Raw genomic sequence first — 23,887 nt, forward strand, 5'->3', positions numbered from 1 at the left:
AGTACATAGCTTGTCCTTCCACCTCTCTTCTTCCTTCACCTTTGCTGCGCGTTTCCCTCACTGGCCCGGAATCTACGGGTAAATCGACGCTGGCCGCCCGGCTGGCGGCCCATTACGGCACCACTTTCGCCCCCGAATTTGCCCGGGAATACCTCGCCGCCTCCGGGCCGCACTACACCGCCGAGGACCTCGAAGAAATAGCGCGGGGGCAGCTGGCCGCCGAGGAGCAGGCCGCGGCCCTGGCCACGCGCGTGGTGTTCTGCGACAGCGACCTGCTGGTAATAAAAATCTGGGCTGAGCACGCCTTTGGCAACTGCCCGGAGTGGATACTGCGCCGCATCGACCAGCAGCACTACGACCTGGTGCTGCTCATGGGCGTAGACCTGCCCTGGCAGCCCGACCCGCTGCGCGAGCACCCGCACCTGCGCCAGCAGTTCTATGACCTCTACCAGCGCGAGCTGCGCGACCAGATGTCCAACTTCGCCGAGATTTCCGGCGACGAGGACCGGCGCTTTGCCCAGGCCTGCTTTTTGGTTGATGAGCTGCTGCAAACCATAATGCCACCCATGTCGCCCGCGCCGCCCGCTCAGCCTGAGTTGCCTCACCCCACGCACTACACCCTTTTCACCCCCAGCTGCCGGGCTACGTTTGCCTCGCACGGCGCCGAGCTCACGAGCCTGGTGACCTCGGCCAACGGCCTGGAGTACCTCTGGCCCGCCGACCCCGCCGTGTGGGGCCGCCACGCCCCGGTGCTGTTTCCGCTGGTGGGCCGCCTGCCCGGTGATGTGTACCACCACGAAGGCCGCGACTACAAGCTGCCGCAGCACGGCTTTGCCCGCGACCAGCAATTTGCTGTGCTGCGCCACCAGCCCACGGAACTGGTTTTCCAGCTGCAGCACGACGAGTCTACCCGGAGCATCTTCCCGTTTGCTTTCGAGCTGACCATTACCTACACCCTGCGCGACACCCTGCTCACCGTGCGCTGGGACGTGCGCAACCCTGCCCCCGCTCAGCCCCTGCTGTTCAGCATCGGGGCGCATCCGGCGGTGCGGTGCCCCTTGCTGCCCAATGAGGTGTTTGAAGATTATTTCTTCGAGTTTGACCACCCCGTGCGCCTGGAGCGGCACCTGCTGGAGGGCGGGCTGCTCACGGGCCAAACCGCTCCGGTGCTTACCGAGGGCAACGTGCTGCCGCTGCGCTACGACCTGTTTGCCGATGACGCCCTGGTTTTCAAGCACTACGATTTTACGCGGCTCACGCTGCGCTCGCGCAAGTCGGTGCACTTCGTGCGCTTCCAGTTCGATGGGTTTCCCTACCTCGGCCTCTGGACCAAAAGGCCCGGTGCCGGTTTTGTGTGCGTGGAGCCCTGGCACGGCGTGGCCAGCCCCACCGGCGCCCCCGGCGAGCTGCGCGACAAAGAAGGCATTCTGACCCTGGCACCAGGCCAGGTATTCTCTGCTGCCTACAGTATCGAGGTGGGGTGAGCCGCCAGCAGCTGATTTGTATTTCCTATTGCTTTACACGCCCACGCGGGGCTTGTTGTAGTCGGGCTCCCAGTCGTTGATGGGCCGGGAAATGCCGGGGGGCAAGTCGAGGTCGGGCAGGCCGGGGTCGTGGGGCTCGCCTCCGTCGTCGTCGCCGTCGTGCGGTGGGGGCGGGGGGAGTGCGCGCCGCCGCCGCCGGGGCAGTACCAGCATAAAGATGAAAAAGGCGCAGAAAACAACGGCGTAGACAAGGCTGAACATGGCGATAGCGGCTGAAGCGGGGCGGGGCTGGAACGTAGGGCACTAGCCCGTCGTTGCGCCGGCCCGCGTCCCTAAATTAACTGTCTTTCAACAAACGACCAAGCCATTTTGTGCGATGCGCGCCTGGAAGTTGTGGCCCGGCCGGCTGGCGTGCTACCTTTGCGCCATGTTTAGGGGTGCTGATGTTGTGCACGACATCGGCTGAGATGATACCCATCGAACCTGAACCGGGTAATGCCGGCGAAGGGAACAAACAATCCGCGGACGTTTCCGCTGCTATTCCGACCCCTGGGCTAGCGGCGCGTTCCATTTTTTACGCCATAATCTTTTTGAAAACTGTACTCCTTGCGGGGGCGGCGCTGTGTGCGCTGGCCACCGCACCGGCATGGGCACAAGGCCCCGTGTCCGGCACCGTTACCGATGCCCGCACCGGCGAAGCCCTCCCCGGCGCCACCATTCTGCTCGATGGCACGGCCAGCGGCACCACCGATGCCACCGGCGCCTTCGCATTGCCGGCCGTGCCGGCCGGCGCGCACGAGCTGCGCATCACTTTCCTGGGCTACGAGGCGCTGGTGCAACGCGTGGTGGGCCAGGCCGGGGAACAACGGCTGCGTCCTGCGCTGCAGCCCGGCGCCGTGCTCACCGGCGAAGCCCTCGTGACGGCCTCCCAGGCCAACGACCGCACCGCCACGGCCTACACCAACCTCAGCAAAGAAGACCTGGCCAAACGCAACTTCGGCCAGGACCTGCCTTACCTGCTCGACCAGACCCCTTCGGTGGTGGTAAACTCCGATGCCGGCGCGGGCGTGGGCTATACCGACATCCGAATTCGGGGCACGAGCAATACGGGCATCAACATGACCATCAACGGCGTGCCGCTAAACGACCCGGAGTCGCGCGGCTCGTTTCTGGTGAACCTGCCGGACCTGGCCTCGTCCATCAACAGCCTGCAGGTGCAGCGCGGCGTGGGCACCAGCCAGAACGGCGGCGCGGCCTTCGGGGCCAGCATCAACATCTCGACCCTGGGCGTGCGCCGCGAGGCCTACGCCGAAAGCCAGAACACGTACGGCTCCTTCAATACCTGGAAAAACAACGTGCAGTTCGGCACCGGGCTGGTGGGTGGGCACTTCACGGTAGACGGGCGTCTCTCGCGCATTGCCACCGATGGCTACATGAACCGGGCGGCGTCGGACCTGAAATCGTACTATTTCGCGGCGGGCTACCAGGCCAAGAACACGCTGCTGAAGTTCATCACCTTCTCGGGCCGTGAAAAAACCTACCAGGCTTGGAACGGCGTGCCCGAGCCGGCCATTACCGGCAACCGCGCCCTGCTGCAGACCTACGTGGATAATGGCGAGCTTTCGGAAGCCAATGCCGCACGGGTGCTTCGGGAGGGCCGCCGCTACAGCTACTACACCTACGACAATCAGACCGACAACTACCAGCAGAACCATTACCAGCTGCACCTCTCGCAGGGCCTGGGCGCCAGCTGGAACGTGGGCGCGGCGGCCCACCTCACCCGGGGATTTGGCTACTACGAGAGCTACCGCGAGCGCCGCAAGTTCTCGGCTTACGGCTTGCCCAACGTGGTGGTAGGCACCCAGACCATTACCCGTACCAACCTCATCGACCAGAAGTGGTTGGATAACTACTTCTATGGCGGCACTTTCGCCCTTAACTACCAGCCCCGCGATGGCAAGCTGCAGGCTACTCTGGGCGGCGCCTGGAATCACTTCAGCAACGACCACTACGGCGAGATAATCTGGGCGCAATACTCTCAGAACATTGCCCACCGGCAGCGCTACTACTTCAACAACGCCACCAAAACCGACTACAACGCCTACGCCCGCGCCACCTGGCAGGCCACGCCCTGGCTGGGCGTGTACGGCGACCTGCAGCTGCGCCGCATCGGGTACCGCATCAACGGGATTGAGGACGACCAGAACGATGTGACCACCCGCGCCCGCTACACGTTTTTCAACCCCAAGGCCGGCACCACCGTCTCCCTGGGCCACGGGCAGCAGCTCTACGCCAGCTTTGCCGTGGGCCAGCGCGAGCCCGTGCGTGCCGACTTCACCGACCGCCCCGCCGGTGACCAGACCGCCCGCCCCGAGCGCCTCGAAGACTACGAAGCCGGCTACCGCATCACCCGTTCCGGCCTCAGCTGGTTGGGGCTGATTACGGACGCGCGCTTCGAGGCCAACTACTACTACATGAACTACCGTGACCAGCTCGTGGCCACCGGCCAGCTCAACGACGTGGGCACCGCCCTGCGCACCAACGTGGCCCGCAGCTACCGCCGCGGCCTGGAGCTGACCGGCGCCGTGGCCGCTGCCGATAAAATCAGCCTCAGCAGCACGCTCACCCTGAGCCAGAACCGCATCCGAAACTACCGCGACGTGGTGTACGACGAGAATTTCGAGGCCGTGGTGGGGGCGCCGCGCACGTCCACCATCTCCTACTCGCCGGCCGTGGTATCGGCCCACACCTTGGAAGGCCAGCCGTTGCGGGGCCTGCGCACGGCGTTGCTGCTCAAAACCGTGAGCCGGCAATACCTCGACAATTCCGCCAACAAAAACCGCAGCCTCCAACCCTACCAAACGCTTGATTTTCGGGTGCGCTACGCTTTCCGCCCGGTCTTCATGAAGGAGATTGAGCTGGCAATTCTGGTAAATAACCTGCTGAACCACGAGTACGCAGCCAACGGCTACACCTACAGCTACGTGGGCGCCAGCGGCCGCCAGGAAACCTTCAACTGGTACTATCCGCAGGCCCTGCGTAATTTCCTGGCATCGGTAAACGTGAAGTTTTAGGCCTTATTAGAATAGAAACCGAAAAAGAACGTCATGCTGAGCTTGTCGAAGCATCTCTCCCGCGCAACTAATCAATTTTAGTGTTGCAGTAGAGATGCTTGACAAGCTCAGCATGACGTTCTTTCTCCTTTATTAGGCCGCCTGCTCAAATAATCAGTCGCACGCCGCCTAGCTCCGAAATCTGATACGGGAACCGGTCGCCGGGCGAGCCGATGAACATGAAGTTCTTGGGGATTTTCCATTTCGTCGAAAGCTCCTCAATCAGTTCCGGGCCGAAGTGGCCTTCCATGGTCACGAAGTCTACTTCAATGGTTTCGTAGGCGCGGTCCAGCACCCGAATGTCGCTCAGCAGGTCTTCGGGGAATTTCTCGCCGTCTCTCAGAAGCGTCACAATTTTCAGGCGGTTGGTAAATTCGTTTTCCACCACGTAGGCCATCACTTTATTGAGGTTGACCACGTTGTCGCCCTTCGTGAAGAACACAAATTCCTGCTGGGACAGTTCGCGCAGCTGGCGGCGCACTAGCAAGCGGCCCAGGCGGGAAGCCCGGGGCAACTGGCGCTCAAACGCTTCCACGGTCGAGAGAATAAAATTCAGAATGGCAATGCGGTTGAGCATGATGGACACCACGGCCATGGTCGGCAGGAAGTACTGCAGGAACACCACCAGGTACTCGGGGTGCATCTTAACATTGCCAAACAAGGCCACAAACACGCCAATGATGGCCAGCGTGACGGTGATAACGCCGGCGTACACGGGGCGCGGCAGGTTGGGCCGCTTGCGCTTGAGCAGGAAGTTGCCCAGGGCAAAAAAGGCCATCACTGACAGAAACGAAATGGTGTACACGCCCGCCAGCGGGCCCAGCTTGCCGTTGGTGATGAGCAGCACCGACACGCAGAGCAGGAAGAACGTGCCGAGAATGACGTAGTTGCTGCCGCGCTTGTTTTCCTTGAGGAAGAACTGCGGCAGGATGCGGTCCAGGGTCATGCGCTTCATCAGGCCGCTCACGCCCACGAAGGAGGTGAGCACGGCCCCGCTGAGTACGGCCACGGCATTAATGGAAATGAGCGTGCCCAGCCACGGCCCCCCCGTGACGGTGCCCATGTGCGAGAGCAGGGTTTCGGTGTGCTGCCCCACTTCGGCCAGCGGCAGCACCGCAATGGCCAGAAAGGCAATGAGCGGGTTGAACACCGTGACCACCACCCACATGTTGCGCAGCGTTTTCTGAAACACCCCGCGAGCCTGCTCCTCCACGAAGTTGGCTGAGCTTTCGAACCCCGAAATACCTAGCATGGCGGCGCTAAAGCCAAAAAACAGCGCATTGACTACGCTTCCCCCCTTCACAGGCATTGCAAAGTTGAGCGACAGGTTATCGAAGCCGTTCTGGGCCAGGTACCACACCGCCACGCCCACCAGCAGCGTGAGCGAGAACAGATGCGTAATGAAAATAACCACCGCCACGATGGCCGACTCGGACATGCCCAGGATGGTGAGCAGCAGAAACAACAGCAGCAGGCCAATGGTGGCCCCAATGATGGGCAACCCGTGCCACAGCGTGTGCAGGTAGTGCATGGCCTCGTTGGCCGAGAGCACCGCCGTGGCCATGTACGACAGGATGGTGAGGCAGGCCGCCAGCGCGGCGTTGCGCTTGCTGGTGGTGTTCAGCAGCACGTTGTAGGCGCCGCCGTTTAGGGGCAGGGCGCCCACTACTTCGCCGTAAATTTTGCGAAACAGAAACAGTACCACGCCCACCACCAGCAGGGCCAGCCAGGCGTATTGCCCGGCGTAGGAAATGGCAAGCGCCGATACGTAAAGGCAGGAGGACGAAATGTCGTTGCCACAAATGGAGGTGGCTTCCAGCTCGTTGAGTTTCTTGTCGTGGCTCATGGCGGGCCTTGGGAAAGGCAGGAGGTAATAGAAAAATGAGTTTTACGGCGAAGGTCGCGTTTAGGGGGGGCAAGTAGCGAAATTATTGCGAAGCTTGCCGCAAATTCGTCGGCCCTGGCTGGCAGTGGCCAAGAGCTTTGCCGAACCACGCCCTCGGCCAGCCTGTTATCTTTACGCCACCATCCCACCTCACCACCCCCTATGTCTTCCCAAGCCGACGTCCTGTCCCCGGAGTCCAAAGCCCACACTGCCCAGAAAGGCAGCACCAACGCCAACGGCTTTACCGATTATTTCGACCTCGACGGCCTGCTCACCGAAGAGCACCTGCTCATTCGGCAAAGCATCCGCGACTTCGTTAAGAAGGAAATCAACCCCAACATCGAGAAGTGGGCGCAGGACGCACACTTTCCGAGCGAAATTGTGAAGAAGTTTGGCGATGTTGGTGCCTTTGGCCCCACCATCCCCCAGGAATACGGCGGCGGCGGCCTCGACTACATCAGCTACGGCCTGATTATGCAGGAAATAGAGCGCGGCGACTCCGGCATGCGCTCCACCGCTTCGGTGCAGGGTTCGCTGGTGATGTTCCCCATCTACGCCTACGGCTCGGAGGAGCAGCGCAAGAAGTTCCTGCCCAAGCTGGCCTCCGGCGAGTGGCTGGGCTGCTTCGGCCTGACGGAGCCCGACCACGGCTCGAACCCCGGCGGCATGACCACCAACCTCAAGGACATGGGCGACCACTACCTGCTGAACGGCGCCAAGCTCTGGATTTCGAACTCGCCCGAGTGCCAGGTGGCCGTGGTGTGGGCCAAAAACGAGCAGGGCCGCATCAAAGGCGTGATTGTGGAGCGCGGCATGGAGGGTTTCTCCACGCCCGAAATCCACAACAAGTGGAGCCTGCGGGCCTCCTGCACCGGCGAGCTGGTGTTTGAGGACGTGAAAATCCCCAAAGAGAACATTCTGCCCAACATCGACGGCCTCAAAGGCCCGCTCTCCTGCCTCGATTCGGCCCGCTTCGGCATTGCCTGGGGTGCCATCGGCGCGGCCATCGATTGCTACGAGTCGGCCCTGAAGTACTCGCTGCAGCGCGAGCAGTTCGGTCAGCCCATCGGCGGCTTTCAGCTTCAGCAGAAGAAACTGGCCGAGATGATTACCGAAATCACCAAAGCCCAGCTCATGGCCTGGCGCCTGGGCGTGCTCAAAAACGAAGGCAAAGCCACCAGCGCCCAAATCTCTATGGCCAAGCGCAACAGCGTGGATATGGCCCTGCACGTGGCCCGCGAAGCCCGCCAGATTCACGGCGGCATGGGCATCACGGGCGAGTACCCCATCATGCGCCACATGATGAACCTGGAATCGGTGATTACCTACGAAGGCACGCACGATATCCACCTGCTCATCACGGGCGCAGACATTACGGGTATTCAGGCGTTTAAATAACCCTGGTTGCTTATCAAAAAAAGCGGCCGCCCCGTAAGGAGCGGCCTTTTTTTGATAAGCAACATTCCGTGCCGGGGGCGTTGCGGTGTTCAACCCTTGCGCAGCAAGTAGCGCTTGCAGGGACTTTACGGGCAGTGTTCATCGGGTTCCATCCTTAGGCAATAGCCGCAACTCCTGACTGCGAACAACTTTGAGCCCGGCGCTACGCATTCCCGTAGCTTTGCCCCACCACTTGCCGGATACCCGAAAAGCAGTTGGGTTTGCCCTTCGCCGATGATTAAACCGCTTACCTCGCTCCGTTTCCTGTTCGCCCTCATGGTGTTTGGCGACCACCTGCAGTTTTTTGATTTCGCACAGTACCCGCAGTTCAAAGAGTGGCACTACCGCGTAATCGGCGAGGGCTTCATCGGGGTGAGCTTCTTCTTTATTCTGAGCGGCTTCATCCTCTCGCTGAACTACGACGAGCGGCTGCTGAGCCGCAAGGTGTCGCTGCGGGAGTTTTGGGTGGCCCGCATTGCCCGCGTGTACCCGCTGCACCTGCTCACGCTGCTGCTGGCGCTGGCCCTGGAAATAGCCAACACCGAGCAGGCCAGCGACTTCTTCGCCGACCCCGCCGATTCCGTGGCCACGTTCCTGGGCAATGCGGCCCTGCTCCACAGCTTCGTGCCCGACCCCAACTACTTCTTCGCCTACAACGCGCCCTCCTGGAGCATCTCAGATGAGATGTTCTTTTACTTCGCTTTTCCTTTTATCATCCTGCTCTTTATCAGGAACAAAGCCCTGCTGCGCTACAGCTTCCTGCTGTTTCTGGCCATCCCGGCCTTCATGTATTTTTCGCCCGGCCAGAGCCACCACAAATACCTCTACATCAACCCCTTCTTTCGTATTGTGGACTTCGTGCTCGGCATTTTCCTGCACCAAGTGTACAAGGCCAGCTACCTGGGGCGGCTGTACCGGTCCCGGGCGGGGGCTACGGCCATGGAGCTGCTCTCGGTAGGGGCGTTTGTGGCAGTGTTTTACTACCACAACTACGTGCCAGTGGTGTACCGCTATTCCTGCTACTACTGGGTGCCCATGGCATTGGTTATCTTCTCTTTCGCGCACAGCTGGGGCTACGTGTCGGCCATGCTCTCTGGCAAAGCACTGGTCTTGTTGGGCGAAATCAGCTTTAGCTTTTACCTGATTCACCAGCTGGTAATCAGGTACGTAGTGAGCCGAAACGACGTGTACGACTTCGTGGAAGACAGCTACGTGCTGACGGGCGTTATCTTCCTGATAAGCCTGGGGCTTAGCTACCTGCTGCACAAATACGTAGAAATTCCCTGCAATCGGTACCTCAAGGAGAAGTACCGGCGCAGTCGCTTTGCGGCCGCGCCGGCCGCCGCCGCCCCCACGGCAGCAGCAGAACCCGCGCCCACCGCGTAATTTGGCCCCATGATGAAAATCGTCACCGATTCCGACCCCCTTGTGCTGCTCGAATGCCTCGTGGCCGGCACCTCGCACCGCCCCAACCTGGAGAAGTACGAACCGAAGCTGAAAATCGGCCAGAGCCTGCACCTCACCCGCGAGCCCGATAGCAAGTACGACGACTGGGCCGTGCAGGTGCACACCGCTCCTGCCACCGACCCCGCCAACGTCTGGCTGGGCTACCTGCCCGAAGGCCGCAACGAAACCGTGGCCCGTCTGCTCGACGCCGGCAAAAACGTGTCGGCCCGCCTCAACCACAAATCCTGGGAAACGGACTGGCTGCACCTGGATATTGAGGTGCTGCTGCACGAGTAGGCTGGTTCGAGTGTAAAAGAACGTCATGCCGAGCGAGCCGAGGCATCTAGCTCGCATCGTTCAACGATTGGAGTAGTGCCGCACGCAAGATGCCTCGGCTGCGCTCGGCATAACGTTCTTTTTTATCCTCAAAGGAGCTTTTTTGCTTCTGATTCAGTTACTCATAAGCTTAGCAACAAGCAACCAATCGTTTTAGTAATATCAGTATGCGCGAAGCTTATCTCACTGGTGGCAACGAAGATTTTGACGCCACCGACAAGGACATCGACAAAGCCCTGCGGCCCCTGTCGTTCGACGACTTCACGGGCCAGGAAAAGATTCTGGAAAATCTGAAGGTGTTCGTGGCCGCCGCCAAGCAGCGCGGCGACGCCCTCGACCACGTGCTGCTGCACGGCCCTCCCGGCCTGGGCAAAACCACGCTCTCGCACATTATCGCCAACGAGCTGGGCTCGGGCATCAAGATGACCAGCGGCCCGGTGCTGGACAAGCCCAGCGACCTCGCCGGCCTGCTCACCAACCTGGAGCCGCACGACGTGCTGTTTATCGACGAAATCCACCGCCTCAACCCCGTGGTGGAAGAGTACCTGTACTCAGCCATGGAGGACTACCGCATCGACATCATGCTCGACTCGGGTCCGAACGCGCGCTCGGTGCAGATTTCGCTCTCGCCCTTCACCCTGGTGGGCGCTACCACGCGCTCGGGCATGCTCACGGCGCCGCTGCGCGCCCGTTTCGGCATCTCGGCCCGCCTGGAATACTACGACTCCAAGCTGCTCACCACGATTGTGAACCGCTCGGCCGAAATCCTGGGCACACCCATTCACGAGGACGCGGCCTTCGAAATAGCCCGCCGTTCGCGCGGTACGCCCCGCATTGCCAACAACCTGCTGCGCCGCACCCGCGACTTTGCCCAAATAAAAGGCGACGGCACCATTACGGTTGAAATCGCGCAGTTTGCGCTCAACGCCCTCGACGTGGACGCCCGCGGCCTCGACGACATGGACAAGCGCATCCTCACTACCATCATCGACAAGTTCAAGGGTGGCCCGGTGGGCATCAGCACCATTGCCACTGCTTGTGGCGAGGAGGGCGAAACCATTGAGGAAGTCTACGAGCCCTTCCTGATTCAGGAGGGCTACATCAAGCGCACCTCGCGGGGCCGGGAAGCTACGGAAGCTGCCTACCAGCACCTGGGTCGAATGCTGCCCCAGCACATGCGCGGCAACAACGGCGACCTGTTTGCTGAGATTACGCAGGGGTAATTCCCCCCCCGAGTCCATCCGTCATCCTGCGCGCTGTCGTCCTGAGTTCAGGATGACAAGGCGGGCGCAGGATGACTATTTTTGTACCTATGCTTCTCCAGTCCCAATGGGCCCCTTTCATTAAGCGACGTGCGGCGGAGCTCGGCTTCATGGCGTGCGGCATTTCCAAGGCTGAGTTCCTGGAAGAGGAAGCCCCACGCCTGGAAACGTGGCTCACGCGCCGCATGAACGGCAAGATGGGCTACATGGAAAACCACTTCGATAAGCGCCTCGACCCGCGCCTGCTGGTGGACGGCGCCCAATCGGTGATTTCCCTGTTGCTGAACTACTACCCCGCGCCGGAAGACCAGCAGCCCGACGATACCCTCAAAATCAGCAAATACGCCTACGGCCGCGACTACCACTTCGTCATCAAAGACAAGCTGAAAGTGCTGCTGGCTGACATGGAAGCCGAAATAGGCCAGATTGGTGGCCGTTGCTTCGTGGACTCCGCCCCGGTGCTCGACAAGGCCTGGGCCAAGAAAAGCGGCTTGGGTTGGGTAGGCAAAAACTCCAATCTGATAACCCCCGGCACCGGTTCTTTCTACTTCATTGCCGAACTGATAGTGGACGTGGCGCTGCCCGCCGATGGCCCCATCCGCGACTACTGTGGCACCTGCACCAAATGCGTGGACGCCTGCCCCACCCAAGCCATAACAGAGCCCTACGTGGTGGACGGCAGCAAGTGCATTAGCTACTTCACCATCGAGTTGAAGGACCAGATTCCGACCGAAGTGGCCGGGCAGTTTGGCAACTGGGTTTTTGGCTGCGACATCTGCCAGGACGTATGCCCGTGGAACCGCTTCTCGAAGCCGCACGAGGAACCCCAGTTTCAGGCGCACCCCAGTTTGAAAGACCTAACGCCCGGCGACTGGCGCGAAATCACCCACGAATTATTCACGGAGCTGTTCCGCCAGTCGGCCGTGAAGCGCACGGGCTACGAGGGGCTTAAACGCAACATTAAGTTTGTGCTTGAAGGCGAGTAAGCAGACGTATATCAACGGCTAACTACCCAATTTGCAAAGCACGCAGGCACCGCTCACCCAAGACGGGTGCGCAGGGCAGCATCGTCGAGATTGCCGAACACCCGCTTCAGAACTCTGCGGTACACGCGGGCAAACTGCTGATAGCACCAGCTCCGGAAGTCCGGTACCTCAGCGGGCAGCAGCATTTTTAGAGCTTTGCGAAGTTCTTTTTCGAAAAGCACCTTGTTGAAGCTAACCTTCAACAAAATCATTTTTACGTAGTCCAGCATAGCAGTAGAGTACGAATAAGATGGGTAGATAAAGGATGCCAGCCGGTCGTTTCCTTACGGAAGAGCTTGACACACACCCTATATTAAAGATACGAAGAATAGATAGAAGAACGCAAGTAGTCCAAGCCAGCAATCGCGCTTCACAATGCCCCAATACGCCAAATGAGCGGCCAGGGCCGCTCATTTGGAAAAGAATGCCAGAATCTTATAGCCCTATCCAAATATGTTGAGCAGGGCGTTGGCCTGAGCTGTGGGCAGGGGCTCATCGAAAGCCTCGGACAGGGCCACGAACTGCACTGCCGTAGCACCCGTGAGCACCGCCAGAAAAGGCACAGCGGTGGTTGCGCTCACTAGCTGAACTTCATTGGCTTCGAAGCTGTAGATGGACACCGGAGGGGTGCTGGCGCCCGCAGGGCTGGGCACCACCACGGCGGGGCTGGGTACCACGTCGGCGTTGCTGGGCCAGCTCTTCACTGCCACGCTGGCGGTGGCGGTGCGGCGCAGGGTGCGCACGTGCGAGGCGTGGCGGGCTTCCACCAGTTGGGTGCGCAACACCACGTCGCGCAGCTGCCGGTCGGTGGCAAAGGCGGCTACCTGGTTTAGGTAAATGCTGGCGCTGGCGTCTTCCAGTTGCTGGGCCAGCTGCAGGAAAGCATTGTAGTCGTTCAGCACGTTCGGGAACAGTTCCGGGTTGCCGGCATTGTTGCGGCGGCCGCTGAAGTCAAAGCGCGGGGCGGCGGGCGGCGTGAGGCCGGCCGTGAGCAGGGTGGTGCGGTAAAACTGTGCGTGGCCCTGCTGGTGGCGCAGCATGCGCTCAAAGTCGGGCCGCACGGCGGCCTGCGCGGCCCCAGCCAAGGCGGGCGAGGCCAGCGCCTGGGTATAAAGGGCCACCAGCATGTCTTCCAGCTTGAGGAGTAGCAGGATGGCATCGAGGGTGGTATCGGTGGGGGCAGCCTGGGCGGGCAGGGCTGCTGCCAGGGGCAGCGCCGCTACGGCCGCGCGGGCACCAGCCTGCCCAAGGCGGTGCAACAGGTCGCGGCGCGGAGCAGCGGCGGCGGGTGCATCGGCGGTGCTGAGGCGGTCGAGGAGGGAAAGCAGTTTCATGCGGTGGCGGTCGAAAAGGGGGCGCTTACGTGGTGGGCAGCAAGCTGGTGGATACCACGATGGGCAGGAAGAAAGCTTTGGCCTCTTCAATTACCTGAGCCGGGGTTTTGGTCAGGCTCACGCTTTGCAGCGGGGCTGCGTTCACCACCACATCATCGCCGGCAAACGAGCCGGGCGTGCGCAGGTCGCGCACAAACGCGGCGTGGCGGGCTTCCACCGAGGCTATTTTGGCTAAAAAGGACAGCATGGATGGGGTGCTTACCAGGCGCATCGCGCCGGTGTAGGCCGCCACACCCAGGTCTTCGAACTGCTGCGCAGCGGCCAGCACCCCCGCGCGGGTGGTGAGGGTGAGCGTGGAGAAGTTGAACGCCAGCGGGGTAGCCCGGTTAGCATCGTAGGCATTGGCGGCCAGCGCAAAGCGAATGCTTTCCCGGTGCACCACCTCGTGGTCGCGCAGGTCGGCGAAAAACGCCTTGTCGGCTGGGAGCAGGTCGGCCGGGGGCGCGTCTACTACTTTCTGGTAGAAGGCGGCTTCGAGCTGCTCCAGCAGGTAGAGGTAGTTGAGCAGGCCGGTTTCGCCAGCGGCCAGGGTCAGCAGGTTCGGGTCGATGGGCACCACCGGAAGAGGGTCGGTGGAATTACAGCCGGCTAGTACCAGCCCCACCGAAGCCGCCGAAGCACCCGCTACGCGCAAAAAGGCGCGGCGCGGCAAGCCGGCGGGAGCTGGAGTAGGTTGAGAAGTCAAATCAGTCATCAAAAGAAAATCGGCTAGGCCGTTTAAACGCGGCTGCCGACAAAGATACTCCCCTCTGGCTCACGGACCGGCACCACACCACCGGCTACAAAAAAAAGGGCGGCCCACCGAGGCCGCCCTTTTTTTCGTAGCCGGTACTGGCTTCACCAGCAATCGGGTGCTTACACAAATAGGCCCTTGCCCACGCCAACCGCCGAGCGGAAGTTGCGGGCAATGGCCTTCACGGCCAAATCATCCAGCGGCTCGTCAAACGCCTCGGCAACGGCAGCGGCCTTGAGGGCATCGGTGAAGGTGACGCCCGGCACCGTGGGGTAGGTGGTGGTGTTTTGCACGTTCACCGTGGCCTGCGTCACGTTGTCCTCACCGGGAAAGTCGGTGGTGGTGCCGGGCCCGTAGATGGGGGCCGTGACGGCGGGCAGGGGGCCGCCGTTTTCGCGCAGCGAAACCCAGCTTTTCGGGTTCGCGTTGTTGGTGCCGCCGGCAATGTCGCCGCCGTTGGTGGAGCCAGCCAGTGTGCGCCGCATCATGCGGATGTGGGAGGAGTGGCGCGCCTCCACGGAGTGGATGTTGAGCGCGGCCGTCAGAATGTCTTTGTTGGCCATGAGCTTGGGCGCCCCGCCTTTGTAGGCCCGCACACCGGTATCTTCCAGGCTCTGAGCCGTGGCGTAGTATCCGGCCGCTGCCGCGAACGGGGCCAGCTTGCCACCGGCGGTGTAGTCGAACGCGGCCAGCGTGGGGTCGGGGAAGGCATCGGCGCCCAACACGCCCTTAAGAGCGTTGATGTGCCCCAGCTCGTCGTCGCGCATGATGGTAACGGCGGGCACGTCGGCCGTTGGAATCAGGCCAGGCGTTTTCAGGCCCGCGTCGTAGTAATAATACTCCAGGTATTCGAGCTGCAGGGCCAGGTTCAGCGTGTTTTTGATGTCGGCGCTCAGGCCGGTGGTCTGGCCGTAGGCTTTGTTGAACATGGCGCCCAGCATCACGGGCATGGTGGCCGCCGTGATGGTTTTGCCCAGGCCGGCCATGTGCCTGAACACGCGGCGGCGGGTATCGAAACGCTCGTATACTTCGCCGTCGATTTTTTCGATTTCGGAGAAAATTTTAAGTAAGTCCATGAGGATGACAGGATAAGTCGAAGTTTGGGAGAGGTGAAGGCAGCCGGGAGCTACACCAGGCTTTTGGCGCTCACTTTCGAGCTTTCGGCCAAAAAGGTGTTGGCCACGGCCAGCACTTCCGCCGGCAGCTTCGACCGCTCCTGCCGGGCCGTGGCGGAGGTGGTGCTGAAATCAATCACATCGTTTGCCACAAAGGAATTGGGGGTGATTAGGTCGCGGATAATGGCCGCGTGGCGGGCTTCTACCGACACAATCTTGCCCGCTACCACCAGGAATTTTGGGTCGGTGATGAAGCGGCCCGCGCCGTTGTAGGCCGCCACGCCCAGGTCTTCAAATGCCCGGGCACTGGTCAGCACGCTGGTGCGGTCGCCGAAGTTGATAGCAGAGAAATTTGGCGTCAGCGCCTTGATGGCGTTGCCGGCCAACGCCGTTTTGAAGAAGTCGGCGTGAATTTGCTCGTGCAGGGCGATGTCGGCAAAAATCTGCCGCTCGGCTGCTGCCGGGGCCAGGCCCGTGAAGTAGCCGCCCTTGAGCACCTCCGCGTAAAACGCCGCTTCGAGCTGTTCCAGGGCGTAGGCGTAGTTCAATACGCCCACATCGCCGACGCCCACGTCCACCGTTGTTTTCGCGTCAATGCTGCTATCGTCATCGTCTTTGCAACCGGTGAGGAGCAGGGCAGTAGCGCCCGCCGTGGCCCCGGCATACATAAAGAAGGAGCGCCGCTTGATGGGCACGTAGAGCGGCTGCGCGCCCTGGTTGTCATCGGAGCTGTTAGGCCGAAGCGTATCTGACATGAGTGAAGAATATTGAGGTAAGTAGAAAGTGAGCGGCCGTAAAGCTAACTCCGGTACGTAGCCAGTGGCGTACTAAATTATCTTCTCAGAGATAGAACACAAGCCGGTGAGACGGGCACAAATACAAAAAAGCCGGTTCCGCATATGCGGAACCGGCTTTTTCAACTTGGGTGCTTCCCTAAAGAAGCGGGACAATCCGTTGCTTAAGCGCCAACTAGGCCACCAGCACGCGAAGGAGCAAGCACCTCGGCTACGGTCAGGATTTCGTCGAACGAAGCCTGAGCATCGGTGGCCGTATAGGGAGTGCCCAAGCCAGTGGTCAGGTTGACACCCGACTGCGTGATGGTGCTTTCGGGGATAGCGCCTTTGTAGTGCTCCTGGTTGTCCAGGTCACCATTGCCGCTAATCCAAGGCGTTTGACCGCGCATGAAACGAACGTGAGCCGCGTGGCGGGCCTCTACCGAGTGAATCTGCAGAGCAGCCTGAAGCGGGTTGATGGTACCAACACCGGTGATGGTAACGTCGTTAATGCCCTGCAGGTCGCCAGCGCGGCCTTTGTAGGCACGAACGCCGGTGTCTTCCAACAGCTGGGCTACTTCCAATTGCTTGGCAAACGAGGTGAGCGAGGCAAACGTGGCCGCTTTGAAGGTAACCGGAGTAACCGGGGTTCCGCCGATGCCGGAAACTACAGTCTTCAGCAGGTTTACGTGAGCCGTCTCGTGCTTCGAAATCTGACGGATGGCAGCCTGGTCAAGAGCCGATGCCGTAGCGAAAAACGGCGAGGCAATCATCTTGTTGTAGAAGTCAGCCTCCAGATACTCCAGGGTCAGAGCATAGTTGAAGATTTCCTTGGGGTCGCCGGCCGAAGTGCCAGCGTACGCCTTCGAGAAGAAAGCAGCCAGGAAAGCAGGAGCCGAAGCCATAGCAGCGCGCTTGCTCACCGTGTTCAGCGAGTTGAACACGGAACGCCGGGTATCCAAGCGACCCATTACGTCGGGGTCTACCTCGGAGAGCTTGTTAATGATATTGAAGAAATTCATGGCGAAGATTGATTACGATTGAAGGGAAGGGGAATTAATTAACGCCAACGGAGCTACCATCCAGCTTCTCGGTAATGAAGTCCTGCGCAATGGTAAGTACTTCACCAGGCGTACGGGCCACATCGAGACCTGCAGCGTTCACGATATCGTCAGCAGCAAACGAGCCGGGCGTTACCAAGTCGCGGATGTAAGCCGCGTGACGGGCTTCCACCGATACAATCTGGCCAGCAATTACCAGGTAAGCGGGCGTTTTGATGAGTTTGCCAGCACCATTATAAGCCGATACGCCGAGGTCTTCGAAAGCCTTTGCAGTGCCCAGGATGTTGGCCTTGTCGGTGAAGGTGGCAGCGGGATACTTTGGGGTCAGGCCACGCAGGGTCTGGCCAGCGGCGTCGCGGTTGAGCGCGGCCTTAAAGAAGTCGCGGTGAATGGCTTCGTGCTTGGCTACTTGCTGGAAGTAGGCAAAGGCAGGAGCACCAAGGATGGTAGAGCCATTGGGCAGGGCAGCCACTTTAGCGTAGAAGTCGGCTTCGAGCTGCTCCAGAGCATAAGCGAAGTTCAGCACGCCTACATCACCCGAACCCAGGCTGATAGCGCCGTTGGCCGTGGTGCTGTTGCCTTTTGGCAGGGAAGGGGTGTTGTTATCAGAATCGTCCGAGCAACCAGCTAATAACAGAGCCGAAGCACCAGCAGTGGCACCGGCATACATGAAGAAAGAGCGCCGCTTGATGGGCGTGTACAGCGGCTGGGCGAGCGTTAAGTCGTCGGAGCCACGAGGCTGAAGGTTATCAGACATGGTATAAGAGTGGTTGGGTGAAAATTGAAAAATTACGGAATGACAATACAATGCCCCACGCTATCGAAGACTCATTGTTTAGAAAAACAAGTCCAGGCAGAATGGGACATTTGAAGCCAGATACGTGAGTAAGGGTACTAAAGGATTTGAAAAGCGTATTTATTTATAATGACGGGCCTTTTTAGTTGCAGATATAGCAAATTATGATTCTTGGAAGAAAGCGCATTCCGGGGTTTAAAGCTACTTTTAGGGGGCGCAAACAATGACCGGGGTTATGGGAAGATTTTTTGGTTGGATGGCATTGCTGCTGGGCTGGTTCGGCCCGCACCTGGCCGGGGCACAGCCTGCCAAGCCCGGCCGTAGGGCTACGGAACCCGCGCCCGTTGTTGCGGTTCCCAAACCCCGGTCCCAGCCCACTGCGCCCGGCGATGTGGCCCTGCTGCCGGGCCCCACGAGCCTGCCCGTCACGGGGGTATTCACGCTGGCATTTCGGCTGCGCGGCGGAGCGCTGGAGCGGTACTCCGAATTCCCGGAGCTGGAGGGGTTCAAAAAGAGCGGCAAAACCAGCACCACCACCACGCGCATTGTGCAGGGCCGCCGCTTCACCGACCTCACCATTACCCAGCGCTACGTGCCCTACGGCGAGGGCGAATACCTCATCAAGTCCTTCCAGCTCACCGTGAACGGGGTGCTGCTGCGCAGCGTGGCCACCACCGTGCGGGTAGAGCCGGCTCCGGCGGCCGCTACCGGGCCGCCCGCCACCACGCCCGTGCCAGCCGCTCCTACCCCGGCGGCGCCCCCTACTACTCCACCGGCGGGTACCACCGCGCCCCAGCCGGCGCCGGCCATCCCACCGGCCTCTCCACTATCTTCTCCACCGGCCCTCACCAAGCCCGCCAACCCGGCGGCTCCGCTGCAAGCCGTGGGCGACCTCGACAAGCTCTTCGGTAAGCCCAAGCCCGCGCTCTACCAGGAGCTGCCCGACCGGGCGTTTCTGGCCGTGGTGGCCGACCGGCCCAGCGTGTACCTGGGCGAAGGCGTGCGGGTGGGGCTCTATTTCTACCTCACCCCGCCCGACCAGGCCATGCTGGCCTTTCACGATTTCAACGACCAGCTCACGCCCCTCATCCGGCAGCTGCAGCAGTCCACGGCCTGGCAGGCGCCCGGCCCTGAGCCCAGCGTGACGCCCGATACCGTGCGCAGCCGCGGCCAGCTCTACCTGCGCTTCCGGCTGGCCGAAAGCGTGTACTACCCCCTTACCACTGCGCCGTTGCGCTTTCCGCCCCTGGCCCTCACCATGGTCAAGTTCAGGTTTCTGAAAAAGCCTGAAGCGGGCCAGGAAAACCGGCTGGCTGATTACAAGACCTATTACTCCGCCGGCCTCTCGGTGCCGGTGCGGCCGCTGCCGCAGCAGGCCGAGCGCGGCGTACTGCCCGTGGGGGCCTACCGCCTGCGCGAAGCCGTCAGCCGAACCACTTTTCGGGTGGGGCAGTCGTTTACCTACACCTTTGGGCTGGAAGGCCGGGGTAATCTGGCCGCCGTGCTCGCGCCCGTGTTCAAGCCCTACCCCGGCTTGGATGTGTACGGGCCCGAAGTGCGCCAAGAAGTAGCCAACGGCGGAGGCCGGAAGCTATTCCGGTACCGCCTGGTGGCCCGCCGGCGTGGCACCGTGCCCCTCGACAGCCTGCTGCAGTTCGTGGTATTCAACCCGGTAATGTCCCGCTACGATACCCTGCGGCCAAACATCCGGCCCAAAGTGGGCGGCCTCGACGCACCTCCCGCGGCCCTGCCGAAGCCCGAAGACGACCCCTTCTACGGCCCTGCGCTGGCCAGTGCCGATGGCACCATGCAGTCGCTGGATGTGTACCGCGACGTGCGCCGCTACGCGTACTGGCTGCTACTGGGCCTGGTGGGGGTGGCGGGCTTTGGCTGGTGGCGCGCCGGACGGCGCCCGTAGCATGGGCGGCTCCATGGCAATGGGTACGGGGAAGTAAAACCCGACCGCGTGCCGACCTTTGCGCCGTGCTGCCAGCGGCGCGCCGCATTCATTCTTCCGTTTCTCATGTCCAATACTTTCGGTACTCTCTTTCGCATCACCACCTTCGGCGAGTCCCACGGGGCGGGCATTGGCGTTATCATTGACGGTTGCCCGGCGGGCATAGGGGTGGATGCCGCCCAGATTCAGGCGGCGCTCGACCGGCGCCGGCCCGGCCAGTCCGACCTCACCACGCCGCGCAAGGAGTCCGACACCGTGCAGATTCAGTCCGGGCTGTTCGAGGGATTCACCACCGGCACGCCCATCAGCCTGTTTATCCCCAACGCCGACCAGCGCTCCGATGACTACTCGCACATTGCAAAAGCCTACCGTCCCAGCCACGCCGACTACACCTATGATGTGAAGTACGGCCGGCGCGACCACCGCGGCGGCGGCCGCAGCTCGGCCCGCGAAACGGCGGCCCGCGTAGCCGCCGGGGCCGTGGCCGCCCAGCTGCTGGCGCATTTTGGGGTCGAAATAGCGGCGTACGTATCGACGGTGGGCGAAGTGGAAGTGCCCGTGGAGTACCAGGACCTCGACTTCGCGCTCATCGACGCCAATCCCGTGCGCTGCCCTCACCCCGAAACCGCCGTGCGCATGGAAGCCCGCATTCGCGAGGCCCAGGCGGCACATGACACCGTGGGCGGCATTATTACGGGCGTGGCCCGCCACGTGCCCGCGGGTCTGGGGGAGCCCGTGTTCGACAAGCTGCCCGCCGTGCTGGGCCACGCCCTGCTCAGCATCAACGCCGTAAAAGGGTTTGAATTCGGTTCGGGTTTTGCCGGCACGCGCCTGCCGGGCTCGGTACACAACGACGAATTTTACACCGACGAGGCCGGGGCCGTGCGCACCCGCACCAACCACAGCGGCGGCAGCCAGGGCGGCATCAGCAACGGGCAGGACATCAATTTCCGGGTGGCGTTCAAGCCCGTGGCCACGCTGCTGCAGCCCCAGCAAACCATCAACGACCAGGGCGAAGCCATCACGCTGGTGGGCCGCGGCCGCCACGATGCCTGCGTGCTGCCCCGCGCCGTGCCCATCGTAGAAGCCATGACCCAACTGGTACTGGCCGACCTGCTGCTGCGGGCGCGGGCCAACCGGCTGTAGCGGCATTTTAATGCTGGCCTTATAACTTCTCCACCACCACCACCGAGTCTGGCGCTGGCAGCGGGGCGGGCGCTACCCAAGTAGCCGGCCGCAGGGTGGGGCGGTAGCGCAGTAGGTTGACGGTGGGAGCCACCAGAGGCTGCTCGGGGCGGCCGTTAAGCGCCACTCGGGAATCGACGAAAACGGCGGTGGGGGTGCGGCCCTGCTTCTGGTAGTCGGCCGCCAGCCAGTGGGCCACCCGCAACAGCAGGTCGGGGTAGTTGGCAAACTTGCTTTGGGCGCGCGTGACGACGTTGCTTAGGTCGGCTATTTCCTCGTGGCCATCGGCGAAGCGCACCCGGAAGGTGGCGGTGCTGGTCTTGCTGCGCAGCATCATGTGCCAGGCAAAATCGTGGCCCTGTTCGGTCCAGTGCACCGAGCCGGGGTAGAGGAAGTGGCGCAGCGGCACGGCTACCTGCACCGCGCCGTACGCAGTGAGGGCGGCTATTACTGCCACCTGCCGCCACCTGTGGGAGGGTATCTCGTCAGCAATTGGCTCCGGCGCGGGCACTCGCCGCCGGAACCACCGCCCCACGGCCCCCGGCAGGTGTCGCGGAAAATCCGGGTCAAAAAACAGGGCCGTCATCAGCAGCGAAAACCACGGAAACGTGCCCAGGCCGAAGATAATGACGTTGCTGAGGTGAAAAAACACGGCTGCCCCGTAGGCCCAGGGCCGGGCCGCCCGCCACATCAGTAGTGGCACCACCAGCAGGTCGAACAGCAGGCCCGCGTAGCTCATCAGCCAGGGCAGCCAGGACTGGGTGAGCAGTGGCCCCACCAGCCACCAGTGGCCCTTGTCGCCCAGCCACACGGTGAGGGGGCGGGCGGCCAGCCAGTCGGGGTTGAGCTTGGCCAGGCCCGCGAAGAAGTACACCAGCCCCAACTGGCCCAGCAGCAGGTAGCGCGTCCAGGCCGGAGCGGTGGCGGCGGGTGCCACGCGGCCGGCGCGCACGTCGAGCGAGGCCGCCCGGTGGGCCGGCAGCACCGCAAGTAGGCCGGCTATCAGGCAAAAAAGGTAATGGTGGTTGATGTAGGTAGTGGAATCGAGCAGAAACAGCCACCAGCAACCCAGGCATAGCAGCAGGGCGGCGGCCCGGTAGTGCCAGCCGGCCGCCACGGCCAGCCCGGCGCCTATTACGGCGGCGTAGAGGCCGTAGAGCGCCGGCGCCGGCAAGTCGGGCAGGGGCGCCAGCAGGTAGGTGAAGTGGTGGGGCGCCTCCAGGTAGCGCTGCGGATGCCCCAGCACCACCGCTCCCGCGTGCTCGGTGGCAATGAACACGCCCGCACCCAGCCGGAAAAACACCAGCCATGCGATGTCAACAGGTCGGAAAAGGGCATGGCGCAGGCGCGCCGCTGGGGAGGAAAATGTGGGATGCAAGGGGCGACGATGGAAGAGGGTAGGTGCGTACCTACGGTGACTGGCCGTGAAGTAGGGCTCCACAACTTTAACTACAAAGAACCTTGCGCCGGGGCGTACCTTTGCAACCTCTGCTATCCCAGCACTGTTGTAGCCAAAGTTCGAGGCAAATCAGATGCGCGTTTTGGCTGTGTAGCAGCAGCCCGCCCCTGAAAACCAAAAGCCTGCTACTTGACCTTAGAAAATACTCCTATGTCCGCTGTCTCCATTTATGCCGAAGCCTCTCCTAACCCGGAGAGCATGAAATTTGTCCTGAACTCCAACTTGCTGGTCGACGGCGTGAGCGTGGACTACCCCAACCTCGAAGCCGCCGCCAACTCACCCCTGGCGCAGGAGCTGTTCGGATTCGATTACGTGGGCCGCGTGTTCATCGCCCAGAACTTCGTCACCGTCACCAAAAGCCAGCCCGAAATGGCCTGGACCCAGCTCATTCCCGAGCTGCGCCAGTTCCTGAAGAGCTACGTAGAGGCCGGCGGCCCTATTTTCCTGGTTGACCCTGCCGCCGAGCAAAAAGCCGCTCAGGCCGCTACCGCCGGCGACCCCACCCAGCAGGACGGCCAGATTGCCCAAAAAGTAATCGACCTGCTCGATAACTACGTGCGCCCCGCCGTGGAACAGGACGGCGGCAACATCACCTTCAAAAGCTACCACGAAGGCATCGTGACCGTGAACCTGCAGGGTTCGTGCTCCGGCTGCCCCTCGGCCACCGTCACCCTCAAGTCCGGCATCGAAAACCTGCTCAAGCGCATGGTGCCCGAAGTGCAAAGCGTAGTAGCCGAAGGCATTACCGTATAAGCTAGACCAAGATTAACGCAGAAGAGGCCGCCTGATGATTCAGGCGGCCTCTTCTGCTTTTAAGTAATACCCGCACGTCATGCTGAGCTTGTCAAGCATCTCTACCGCGATAGTAAAAGTGATTACTTGCGCGGTAGAGATGCTTCGACAAGCTCAGCATGACGCTCTTTTTTATTGCCAGCACTTTTGCGCGACTACTTCTCGGGGTAGCCGGTAGATATCCAGCGCGCAATGCGCTCGATGTCGCAGTCCGAGAGTTTGCTTCCGACTGGTGGCATGGCCCGCGCACCGGGCACCTGCCGAATGGAATTCAACAGCACGTTGGCGGGGAAGCGTTTAATGGCTTCGTAGGTGCTGAAATCATTGCCCCCGCCCATGCTATTGGCAACTTGGCTGCCGTGGCAAGCGCGGCACCTGGCATCAAAAATGGGCGAAACCACAGCGGCGTAGGTGACGGGCTGCGCGTCCACATCGCACGGTGCCGGTTGCTCACTCTTGGAATCAGCGCATCCGGCGCTCACCAGCACCGCCAAGGCAGAGCCTAGCAATGCCAATGATAGTAAGGGCTTCGTGAGTGAGAACACCATCGGGAGCAAAGCTGAATAGAGGAGGGCCACTACCCGCCAGATTGGCCTGATAGCGGTATGCTATGCCCGCAAGCACCTACGAGTCA

Annotated in this window: 21 protein-coding genes and 1 riboswitch; of the genes, 10 read left to right on the forward strand and 11 right to left on the reverse strand. The window is 61.5% G+C overall.

Annotation, left to right across the window (positions count from 1 at the left end):
- Positions 1–41 precede the first annotated feature (41 nt).
- Complete coding sequence (locus tag BEN48_RS19205) at positions 42–1,484, forward strand: aldose epimerase family protein (RefSeq protein ID WP_158010224.1); 1,443 nt, start codon at positions 42–44, stop codon at positions 1,482–1,484.
- A 33-nt stretch (positions 1,485–1,517) separates the two neighbouring features.
- Here the strand turns inward: BEN48_RS19205 and BEN48_RS16210 are convergent, their stop codons facing one another.
- The gene (locus BEN48_RS16210) at positions 1,518–1,697 is read right to left on the reverse strand and encodes a hypothetical protein (protein ID WP_158010225.1); all 180 of its coding nucleotides are present in this window, start codon (positions 1,695–1,697) and stop codon (positions 1,518–1,520) included.
- Between the two features lie 210 nt (positions 1,698–1,907).
- A riboswitch (TPP riboswitch) is annotated at positions 1,908–2,013 on the forward strand.
- 61 nt (positions 2,014–2,074) lie between these two features.
- Here BEN48_RS16210 and BEN48_RS16215 point away from each other — a divergent pair.
- Positions 2,075–4,558 (forward strand): TonB-dependent receptor, encoded by a 2,484-nt coding sequence (locus tag BEN48_RS16215; RefSeq protein ID WP_070736055.1) that lies wholly within the window; start codon positions 2,075–2,077, stop codon positions 4,556–4,558.
- Between the two features lie 145 nt (positions 4,559–4,703).
- On the opposite strand, the gene BEN48_RS16220 is transcribed toward BEN48_RS16215, so the two are convergent.
- A complete protein-coding gene (locus tag BEN48_RS16220; RefSeq protein WP_070736057.1) occupies positions 4,704–6,443 on the reverse strand; it encodes an APC family permease in 1,740 nt (579 codons plus the stop codon).
- A 201-nt stretch (positions 6,444–6,644) separates the two neighbouring features.
- Between BEN48_RS16220 and BEN48_RS16225 the strand changes: the two genes are divergently transcribed.
- From BEN48_RS16225 to queG, 5 genes are all read left to right on the forward strand, one after another.
- Complete coding sequence (locus BEN48_RS16225; protein WP_070736059.1) at positions 6,645–7,880, forward strand: acyl-CoA dehydrogenase family protein; 1,236 nt, start codon at positions 6,645–6,647, stop codon at positions 7,878–7,880.
- 273 nt (positions 7,881–8,153) lie between these two features.
- Positions 8,154–9,305 (forward strand): acyltransferase family protein, encoded by a 1,152-nt coding sequence (locus BEN48_RS16230; RefSeq protein ID WP_070736061.1) that lies wholly within the window; start codon positions 8,154–8,156, stop codon positions 9,303–9,305.
- Positions 9,306–9,314: 9 nt separating this feature from the next.
- Positions 9,315–9,662, forward strand: coding sequence for an HIRAN domain-containing protein (locus tag BEN48_RS16235; protein WP_070736063.1), 348 nt, complete (start codon positions 9,315–9,317; stop codon positions 9,660–9,662).
- A gap of 206 nt (positions 9,663–9,868) precedes the next feature.
- Positions 9,869–10,924 (forward strand): Holliday junction branch migration DNA helicase RuvB, encoded by a 1,056-nt coding sequence (gene ruvB, locus BEN48_RS16240; protein ID WP_070736065.1) that lies wholly within the window; start codon positions 9,869–9,871, stop codon positions 10,922–10,924.
- Between the two features lie 89 nt (positions 10,925–11,013).
- Positions 11,014–11,949: a tRNA epoxyqueuosine(34) reductase QueG gene (gene queG, locus BEN48_RS16245; RefSeq protein ID WP_070736067.1), complete on the forward strand. Its 936-nt coding sequence runs from the start codon at positions 11,014–11,016 to the stop codon at positions 11,947–11,949.
- Positions 11,950–12,002: 53 nt separating this feature from the next.
- Here the strand turns inward: queG and BEN48_RS16250 are convergent, their stop codons facing one another.
- The 7 genes from BEN48_RS16250 to BEN48_RS16280 all read right to left on the reverse strand — a co-directional run bounded on the left by BEN48_RS16250 (position 12,003) and on the right by BEN48_RS16280 (position 17,821).
- Complete coding sequence (locus tag BEN48_RS16250; RefSeq protein ID WP_070736069.1) at positions 12,003–12,218, reverse strand: hypothetical protein; 216 nt, start codon at positions 12,216–12,218, stop codon at positions 12,003–12,005.
- Positions 12,219–12,431: 213 nt separating this feature from the next.
- The gene (locus BEN48_RS16255) at positions 12,432–13,322 is read right to left on the reverse strand and encodes a ferritin-like domain-containing protein (RefSeq protein WP_070736071.1); all 891 of its coding nucleotides are present in this window, start codon (positions 13,320–13,322) and stop codon (positions 12,432–12,434) included.
- A 25-nt stretch (positions 13,323–13,347) separates the two neighbouring features.
- Positions 13,348–14,067 carry a ferritin-like domain-containing protein gene (locus BEN48_RS16260; RefSeq protein WP_206599874.1) on the reverse strand — a complete coding sequence of 240 codons (720 nt, stop codon included), beginning with the start codon at positions 14,065–14,067 and terminating at the stop codon, positions 13,348–13,350.
- A 170-nt stretch (positions 14,068–14,237) separates the two neighbouring features.
- Entirely contained in the window at positions 14,238–15,191 is a 954-nt protein-coding gene (locus BEN48_RS16265; protein ID WP_070736075.1) for a ferritin-like domain-containing protein, read from the reverse strand.
- Positions 15,192–15,241: 50 nt separating this feature from the next.
- Positions 15,242–15,985, reverse strand: a complete 744-nt coding sequence (locus tag BEN48_RS16270) for a ferritin-like domain-containing protein (RefSeq protein WP_070736077.1) — start codon at positions 15,983–15,985, stop codon at positions 15,242–15,244.
- Between the two features lie 203 nt (positions 15,986–16,188).
- Positions 16,189–17,025: a ferritin-like domain-containing protein gene (locus tag BEN48_RS16275; protein ID WP_070736079.1), complete on the reverse strand. Its 837-nt coding sequence runs from the start codon at positions 17,023–17,025 to the stop codon at positions 16,189–16,191.
- A 34-nt stretch (positions 17,026–17,059) separates the two neighbouring features.
- On the reverse strand, positions 17,060–17,821 hold the full coding sequence (locus tag BEN48_RS16280) for a ferritin-like domain-containing protein (protein WP_070736081.1): 762 nt from the start codon (positions 17,819–17,821) through the stop codon (positions 17,060–17,062).
- A gap of 295 nt (positions 17,822–18,116) precedes the next feature.
- Here BEN48_RS16280 and BEN48_RS16285 point away from each other — a divergent pair, with 295 nt between their 5' ends.
- Positions 18,117–19,778, forward strand: coding sequence for a BatD family protein (locus tag BEN48_RS16285; RefSeq protein WP_070736083.1), 1,662 nt, complete (start codon positions 18,117–18,119; stop codon positions 19,776–19,778).
- Between the two features lie 105 nt (positions 19,779–19,883).
- Positions 19,884–20,963: a chorismate synthase gene (gene aroC, locus BEN48_RS16290; protein ID WP_070736084.1), complete on the forward strand. Its 1,080-nt coding sequence runs from the start codon at positions 19,884–19,886 to the stop codon at positions 20,961–20,963.
- Between the two features lie 19 nt (positions 20,964–20,982).
- Here the strand turns inward: aroC and BEN48_RS16295 are convergent, their stop codons facing one another.
- Positions 20,983–22,380: an HTTM domain-containing protein gene (locus BEN48_RS16295; RefSeq protein ID WP_158010226.1), complete on the reverse strand. Its 1,398-nt coding sequence runs from the start codon at positions 22,378–22,380 to the stop codon at positions 20,983–20,985.
- A gap of 231 nt (positions 22,381–22,611) precedes the next feature.
- Between BEN48_RS16295 and BEN48_RS16300 the strand changes: the two genes are divergently transcribed.
- On the forward strand, positions 22,612–23,214 hold the full coding sequence (locus BEN48_RS16300; protein WP_070736086.1) for a NifU family protein: 603 nt from the start codon (positions 22,612–22,614) through the stop codon (positions 23,212–23,214).
- A gap of 194 nt (positions 23,215–23,408) precedes the next feature.
- On the opposite strand, the gene BEN48_RS16305 is transcribed toward BEN48_RS16300, so the two are convergent.
- Positions 23,409–23,762, reverse strand: coding sequence for a c-type cytochrome (locus BEN48_RS16305; RefSeq protein ID WP_158010227.1), 354 nt, complete (start codon positions 23,760–23,762; stop codon positions 23,409–23,411).
- Between the last annotated feature and the right edge of the window lie 125 nt (positions 23,763–23,887).

The organism is Hymenobacter glacialis, from assembly GCF_001816165.1.
GTDB classification, from domain to species: domain Bacteria; phylum Bacteroidota; class Bacteroidia; order Cytophagales; family Hymenobacteraceae; genus Hymenobacter; species Hymenobacter glacialis.